The following is a 6051-nucleotide window of genomic DNA, read 5'->3' as shown; positions in this document are numbered from 1 at the left end:
GGGGGGGGGGGGCCGGGGGCGGCGGGGCGGGGGGGGGGGGGGGGGGGGGCCCCCCCCCCCCCCCCCCCCCCCACCGCCCTCCGAACCCTTCGAGCGTTGGGGGGGTGAGCTGGTACCCCCCACAAACCCGACCTGCCACGACTGCCGCGCAGACGGTCTCCTGGAACCGCGCCCCGGCCGAGACACCACCGGCCGTAGCGCCTCCCTTCTCCCGTCCCTCACCGATCGGATATGAGGTCACTCCATGGAACGTCGCAAAGCGCTCGGCCTGATCGCCGGTGGCGGTGCTGCCGCCGCCGCGTCCTTCACGGCGCTGCCCGCCTTCGGCGAGGAGACCGGCCGCAGCACCGGCGCCACGAGGCGGGGCACCACCGCGGCCAAGGGCGGCCACACCTTCGCGCTGGACAGGAACGTCGAGCGCACCCCGGTACGGTTCAAGAACCGGTACGGCATCACGGTCGCCGCGGACCTCTACGTGCCGAAGAACGCCAGGGGCAGGCTGCCCGCCCTGGCGCTCAGCGGCCCGTTCGGCGCCGTCAAGGAGCAGTCCTCGGGGCTCTACGCCAACGAGTTCGCCCGCCGCGGCTACGCGGCCCTCGCCTTCGACCCGTCCTTCACCGGGGAGAGCGGCGGCACGGTGCGCGACGTGGCCTCGCCCGACGTCTTCACCGAGGACTTCAGCGCCGCCGTCGACTTCCTCGGCCTGCAACGGACCGTCGACCGCGAACGGATCGGCGTGCAGGCCGTCTGCGGCCTGAGCGGCATGGCGCTCACCGCCGCGGCCGCGGACAGCCGCATCAAGGCGGTCGCCACGGCCTCGATGTACGACATGTCGCGCAGCATGTCCCGCGGCCACGAGGACTCCTACACACGTGAGCAGCGCCAGAAGGTCGTCGACCACCTCAGCCGGCAGCGCTGGACCGACGCCGAGAAGGGCACCTTCGCCCGGGGGTCCCACGAGGTCCCCTTCGACGAGAACGGCGAAGTCGCCCCCTCGAACCGCGTCCTGCCCAAGACCCTCCCCGCCGACGCCGACCCGATCACGAAGATCTTCTTCGACTACTACCGCACCGAACGCGGCTACCACCCGCGCTCGATCAACTCGACCACCGCGTGGACGGCGACCACACCCATGTCGTTCTTCGCCTTCGAGCAGCTGACGAACATCGACATGCTGGCGCCTCGCAAGGCCCTCCTGGTGGCCGGCGCCGAAGCACACTCCCTCTATTACTCCCAGGACGTCCAGAAGAAGGCCCCCGACAGCATCGACCTCGCGGTCGTACCTGGCGCGGACCACGTCGACCTGTACGACCGCAAGGACCTCATCCCGTTCGACAAGCTCGACGCGTTCTTCACCAAGGAACTCGCGTAGCCGGGGAGTTCGGGCGGGGGCTGCTTCAGGGGTAGGCCCGCGTGGGTCAGCCGGCCGTCCGGTGGAGCGTCGTCCGGCCCAGGCGGGGCTCCGCGCGGGACGCGAGGACCTTGATGCGTACGCGGCTCGCGGTGACGGGGGTGTCCAGCGGCAGGATTCGCTGATAGCCGATGGTGGTACCGGTGGCGATCTGCTTCCAGGCCCCGCCGATCTCCGCCTCGACGGCGAACTTCTCCACCCGTTGCCCGTGCTCGATGTCCTCGCGGACCGCGACCCGGTCGAAGGTGGTCGTCCCGTCGGCGTTCGGGGCGACCGGCGCGCCGTACACCTTCCGGACCCGTTGACCGAACGCCGTCAGCTCGGCGACATCCGCTGCGTCGATCGTCCCGGCCTTCGAGGGCGGCACGTTGAGCAGCAGCGTCGCGTTGCGTCCGACGCTCTTCTCGTACAGGTCGAAGAGCTGCGCCGCCGTCTTCGGCTTCTGGTCCGGGTGGTGGAACCAGCCCGGCCGGTTGGAGACGTCGGCCTCCGCGGGGAACCAGGACAGGTGGGTCACGCCGGACTCGGTGAGCCGGGCCCGGGAGCCGATGTCGTCGACGGTCGCGCCGTGCGGCAGCAGCCACTCACCGTGGAACGTCCGCGGGTCGGCGGTCGTCGGAATGACACTCCACTCGGTCTCGCGGGCGACCCCGCTCTCGTTGCCGACCCAGCGCACGCCCGCCGGGCCGCCGAAGACGACGGTGTCCGGCGACAGCGCGTCGATGACGCGGAACCACTCCTCGAAGCGGTACTCCTGGGTGATCCCGGCGTCGGCCCACGGGTTGGCGCCGTCGAGCCAGAACTCGTCCAACGGCCCGTATTCGGTGAACAGTTCGTAGACCAGGTTCAGGTAGTAGGCGTCGTAGTCGTTGACGTGCACGGTGAACGTGGGAAGCTCGCCCGACCGCACCGCGTCGGCCCGGTCGTCGCCCTCCACGAGGGTGGGAATGGTGTGCTTCTTGACGGCGCTGCCGTTGCCGAACCGTCCGAGGCCGCCGGGCGCGCGGTCACCGTCGTCGACCGCGGTCTGCTCCACCGAGGTCAGCTTCCCGCCCTCGGCCTGCTTCTTCCGCAGCGACTCGATCCACGTGGCGTGCCATGCGTGCGGCAGCTCGCCGCCGTCTGAGGGCGAGAGGTAGATCCCGACGCGCATCCCTTGAGCGCGGGCCGCGTCCACGTACGTGCGGACGATGTTCGGCTGCCCGGGGCTCTTGAGGATCGAATGCGGTGTGTACCGGCTGGGGAACAGCGTGAACCCGTCGTGATGCTTGGCGGTGATCATCGCGAGCTCGGCGCCCATGGCCTTGTACGTGCGGATCCACTGGTCGGCGTCGACAGCGGTCGGCGCGAACGTCGCCGGGTCCTCGGCGCCCGACCCCCACTCGCGGTCGGTGAACGTGTTCATCCCGAAGTGCGTGAACGCCGTGATCTCCCGCCGCTGCCACGCCAACTGCCCTTTCCTGGGCACGACGTTCGCCGCCTTGGCGACGATCTGCTCCGGGGTGTCGTCCCCGCCGACCGGGATGATCGACGCGGTACGGACCCGGGCCCTGCTCCCGGCCGACTCCCCCACCGGCGCGGCAGCGGCCGCGTACGCGCCGGTGCCGCCGAGGGCGGCGATCGCGGGGACGGCGCCCAGGGCACCGAGGATCTGACGACGAGACGGCATCAATCACTCCTACAGGCACATTCGCTCGGATTTCTCTTCGCTGCGCTTCTGTGGATCATGACGCAGTAACAAGTTTTCGGTAAGAGCTGTGACGGCAGTGATCCCATGCGCTCCGCGACGGGCCTGAGCCCCGCCGCGATTCAGCCTCGACGCCCTGGGCACTCCTACTCATCGGCGCGTTTCCGCGCCTCCCGTTCACGCTGCGTCACGACGCGCTCCGAGTGGCCGATCGTGGCGTGACGTCGCAAGGTGAGAGGAAGGCCCGGCTCTGATCTCCGTGATCCCCAGTGTGGTGAGCACCGCATGACGACACATCCCACGGCGGGAGACACGGCACCGCTGCCCCGCCGACGCCGTCTGCTGGCACCGCGGGGCGTGTACAAGCCCTGCGAGGACACCGGGCTGCTGCTGCGGGCCCTCGGCCACGAAGCCGTCGCCCCGTACACCGCCGTGCTCGACCTGGGCACCGGATCGGGCGCGCTGGCCCTCGCCGCCGCGCGGCACGGAGCGCGGGTGACCGCGGTCGACATCTCGTGGCGGGCGGTGTGGACCACCCGCCTGAACGCCCTGCTCGACCGCGCCACCGTCACCGTCCGCCACGGCGACCTCGGAGCGGTACCGGACCTCGGCGCCTACGATCTGGCCCTGAGCAATCCGCCCTATGTGCCCTCCCCCGGGACGCTGCCGCCGCGTGGTGCCGCGCGGGCGTGGGACGGCGGGCTCCGCGGCCGCAGGGTCGTCGACCGTGTCTGCGTCGCCGCGGCACGGGCCCTGCGCCCCGGCGGCACCCTGCTGATGGTCCACTCCACGCTGTGCGGCGAGGACGAAACCCTGGAGCACCTTGCCGGACTCGGCATGAAGGCGGCGGTGGTCGACCGGGCCTTCGTGCCCTTCGGCCCGGTGGTGCGGGCACATCACAGCTGGCTCTGCGCCCAAGGTCTGCTCGACAGAGAAGCAACGAAGGAAGAGTTGGTGGTCATCCGTGCCGAACTCGTCTGAGCCTCCGCGTCGCATCAGGATCGACCGCGAGGGGCCCCTCCTCGTGGAGGGACCCGTCGAGGTGACCGACGGCGACGGCGCGGTGCACGAGTCCGACCGTTTTCAGGTCGCGATCTGCACCTGCCGACGCAGCCGCACCTTCCCCTGGTGCGACACGAGCCACCGCCGCAAAGCCTCCAAGGGAGAGGAGACATGACACCTACGCCGCGCCTGGAACCCTCGTCACGTCCTCCGGAGTCGGAGTCGCACACCCGGCAGCCCGAAATCCCCTCCCCCCGAGGCGACTTGTCCAGCCAGGTGATCGCCGCGCTGCGCGACGGCACCCCTCCTGACGCCCTGGTGCCGCAGCAAGACGCGATCACCACCGTCGAGCCGTACGGCGAAGATCTCCAGCTCGCCCTGTACGTGCTCTACGAGCTCCACTACCGGGGGTTTCACGGGGTTGATCCGGAACTGGAGTGGGACCCGGGCCTGCTCGCTCTGCGGCGCCTGCTCGAGCAACGGTTCCTCACCGCGCTGCGCACCGACGCGGCGCCACACACCGACGCCGCCCAGGCGCTGGCCGACCTGCAGATCGAACCCGTCGGCCACCAGGACTCCAGCGTGAGCCACCACCTCGAACGCGACGGCGACACACGGCAGTTCCGGGAGTATGCCGCCCTGCGCTCCCTGTACCACCTCAAGGAGGCCGACCCGCACGCCTGGGTCATCCCGCGCCTGACCGGACGGGCGAAGGCCGCGATGGTGGCCATCGAGTACGACGAGTTCGGGGCCGGCCGGGCCGAGGACATTCATGCCGGTCTGTTCGCCGCCCTGATGAAGGACCTTGGCCTGGAGACCGCTTATGGGCACTATCTCGACGCCGCCCCCGCGGCCGCCCTCGCGACGGTCAACCTCATGTCGCTGTTCGGCCTGCACCGCAGCCTGCGCGGCGCCCTGGTGGGCCACTTCGCGACGGTCGAGATCACGTCGTCGCCCGGCTCGCGGCGACTGGCCAACGCCCTGCGGCGGCTGGGCGCCGGACCGGCGGCCCAGCGGTTCTACGACGAGCACGTGGAAGCCGACGCGGTACACGAACAGGTGGTCCGCCACGAGGTCGTCGACGGCCTGCTCGCCGTCGACCCCTCCCTCGACGGTGACGTCGCCTTCGGCGTGAGCGGCACCGGATTCCTCGAAGAACGCCTCGGTGAACACCTGTTGGCGCGCTGGCGCCGGGGCGAGAGCGCACTGCTGCGCCCCCTGCCGCCGGACCCGGACGACACACCGCCGCAAGGAGGTACACCGTGAGTACGCATGCCGCCGTCTTCGACGTGGACGGCACCCTCGTGGACACCAATCACGTGCACACCGTGTGCTGGTGGGAGGCGCTGCGCCAGGCGGGTCACCGCGTCTCCATGACCGCCGTGCACGGCGCCATCGGGCTCGGCTCGTCCGACCTGTTGGAGCATCTGCTGGGCGCGGACCGGGACCGGGACGAGGACTCCGCGATCAGCGCGGCACACAAGGCCCTGTACGGCACCTGGCACGAGCACCTCGCCCCCTTCGACGGGGCCCGCGATCTGCTGCGGCGCCTGCACGCGGACGGCCGGCCCGTCGTCCTCGCCACCTCGGCGAGCGGGCCCGAACTCAAGGCCCTCAGGGCGGCGATCGACGCTGACGAGGCGATCACCGCCACCGCGAGCGCCGACGACGTGGACGCCGGCAAGCCCGCGCCCGACCCGGTGCACCACGCCCTGGAGTTGGTGGGTGCCCCGGCCGAGGGCAGCGTCTTCGTCGGGGACTCGGTCTGGGACATGCGGGCGGGGCGCCGCGCGGGTGTCGTCCCCATCGCCGTACTGAGCGGCGGAGTGTGCCGCGCCGAACTGGAGGACGCGGGCGCCGCGGAGGTGTACGCCGACACGGCCGACCTGCTGCGGAACCTCGACAGCAGCGCGCTCGGACGCGGCTGAGCCCCGGGAGGATCGCCGCCCGC

The 6051-nt window shown here is 71.2% G+C and carries 6 protein-coding genes; 5 read left to right on the top strand and 1 reads right to left on the bottom strand.

What is annotated here, in order from left to right; all coding sequences use genetic code 11:
• Window positions 1–244: 244 nt before the first annotated feature.
• Window positions 245–1372 (top strand): alpha/beta hydrolase, encoded by a 1128-nt coding sequence (locus ACFV9W_RS31625; protein WP_385767821.1) that lies wholly within the window; start codon window positions 245–247, stop codon window positions 1370–1372.
• Between the two features lie 46 nt (window positions 1373–1418).
• On the opposite strand, the gene ACFV9W_RS31620 is transcribed toward ACFV9W_RS31625, so the two are convergent.
• The gene (locus ACFV9W_RS31620) at window positions 1419–3080 is read right to left on the bottom strand and encodes an alpha-L-fucosidase (RefSeq protein WP_385767819.1); all 1662 of its coding nucleotides are present in this window, start codon (window positions 3078–3080) and stop codon (window positions 1419–1421) included.
• Between the two features lie 303 nt (window positions 3081–3383).
• Here ACFV9W_RS31620 and ACFV9W_RS31615 point away from each other — a divergent pair, with 303 nt between their 5' ends.
• The 4 genes from ACFV9W_RS31615 to ACFV9W_RS31600 are packed head-to-tail and all read left to right on the top strand — an operon-like array spanning window position 3384 to window position 6028.
• Window positions 3384–4079 (top strand): HemK2/MTQ2 family protein methyltransferase, encoded by a 696-nt coding sequence (locus ACFV9W_RS31615; RefSeq protein WP_385767816.1) that lies wholly within the window; start codon window positions 3384–3386, stop codon window positions 4077–4079.
• Window positions 4063–4275, top strand: a complete 213-nt coding sequence (locus ACFV9W_RS31610) for a CDGSH iron-sulfur domain-containing protein (RefSeq protein ID WP_385767813.1) — start codon at window positions 4063–4065, stop codon at window positions 4273–4275. Before ACFV9W_RS31615 ends, ACFV9W_RS31610 begins: the two co-directional genes overlap by 17 nt.
• Window positions 4272–5366: an iron-containing redox enzyme family protein gene (locus tag ACFV9W_RS31605; RefSeq protein WP_385767810.1), complete on the top strand. Its 1095-nt coding sequence runs from the start codon at window positions 4272–4274 to the stop codon at window positions 5364–5366. The genes ACFV9W_RS31610 and ACFV9W_RS31605 overlap by 4 nt, the downstream gene beginning before the upstream one ends.
• Window positions 5363–6028, top strand: coding sequence for an HAD family hydrolase (locus tag ACFV9W_RS31600; protein ID WP_385767807.1), 666 nt, complete (start codon window positions 5363–5365; stop codon window positions 6026–6028). The genes ACFV9W_RS31605 and ACFV9W_RS31600 overlap by 4 nt, the downstream gene beginning before the upstream one ends.
• Window positions 6029–6051 lie beyond the last annotated feature (23 nt).

Source organism: Streptomyces sp. NPDC059897, from assembly GCF_042730865.1.
In the GTDB taxonomy this organism is placed as follows: Bacteria; Actinomycetota; Actinomycetes; order Streptomycetales; family Streptomycetaceae; genus Streptomyces.
The sequence above is the reverse complement of the archived record's forward strand: the minus strand, read 5'-3'. Positions and strand labels throughout refer to the sequence as shown.

Coding starts and splice junctions, on each gene's coding strand:
- ACFV9W_RS31620 (WP_385767819.1), bottom strand. CDS start 3,080: ATGCCGTCTCGTCGTCAGATCCTCGGTGCCCTGGGCGCCGTCCCCGCG.
- ACFV9W_RS31625 (WP_385767821.1), top strand. CDS start 245: ATGGAACGTCGCAAAGCGCTCGGCCTGATCGCCGGTGGCGGTGCTGCC.
- ACFV9W_RS31605 (WP_385767810.1), top strand. CDS start 4,272: ATGACACCTACGCCGCGCCTGGAACCCTCGTCACGTCCTCCGGAGTCG.
- ACFV9W_RS31615 (WP_385767816.1), top strand. CDS start 3,384: ATGACGACACATCCCACGGCGGGAGACACGGCACCGCTGCCCCGCCGA.